The following is a 609-nucleotide window of genomic DNA, read 5'->3' as shown; positions in this document are numbered from 1 at the left end:
GGCGGCCGTCGCCGCCGTGACCGGCTGGCTCGCCGGGCGCGGCGTGCTCGCCCGGTCGGTCACCACCGGCAGCCGCACCCTCGAGGACGTGTTCCTCGACCTGACGGGGAGGAACCTCCGATGAGCACGCCCAGGGTCGGGCCCGGCTCGCGGGTCGAGCCCGTCGAGACCACTCCCGCCGCCGCACCCGTCCTCCGCCGGATCGCCGCCCAGGCGTCCTTCGAGACGCGCGCGATCCTGCGCAACGGCGAGCAGCTGCTCGTGACGATCGTGCTGCCCGTGCTGGTCCTGTTCGCGCTGGTGCGCACGTCGTTCATCGACCTGGACACGCACGGGTTCTCGCGGGTCGACTTCGTGACGCCCGGTGTGCTCGCCCTGGCCGTCATGTCGACGGCGTTCACGTCGCAGGCGATCGCCACGGCGTTCGACCGGCGCAACGGCGTCCTGCGCCTGATGGCGACGACGCCGCTCGGCCGGTCGGGGCTGCTGGCGGGCAAGGTGCTCGGCGTGCTCGCCGTCGAGGTGGTGCAGGTGGTCGTCATCTGCGGCGTCGCCGTGGCGCTCGGCTGGCGGCCCGAGCTGGGCGCGCTGCCCGCCGTCGTCGGCGCG

General features: G+C 74.7%; 1 protein-coding gene and 1 pseudogene. Both read left to right on the top strand.

Going from position 1 to position 609, the window contains the following annotated elements; genetic code table 11:
- Positions 1–124: pseudogene (locus PROKR_RS37250) on the top strand (ABC transporter ATP-binding protein); the annotation flags it as partial.
- On the top strand, positions 121–609 hold a 489-nt coding region (locus PROKR_RS04740; protein ID WP_036960042.1), incomplete at its 3' end, for an ABC transporter permease. The pseudogene PROKR_RS37250 and the gene PROKR_RS04740, both read left to right, overlap by 4 nt.

Origin of the sequence: Promicromonospora kroppenstedtii DSM 19349, assembly GCF_000515355.1 — a bacterium.
GTDB lineage: Bacteria > Actinomycetota > Actinomycetes > Actinomycetales > Cellulomonadaceae > Promicromonospora > Promicromonospora kroppenstedtii.
The sequence above is the reverse complement of the archived record's forward strand: the minus strand, read 5'-3'. Positions and strand labels throughout refer to the sequence as shown.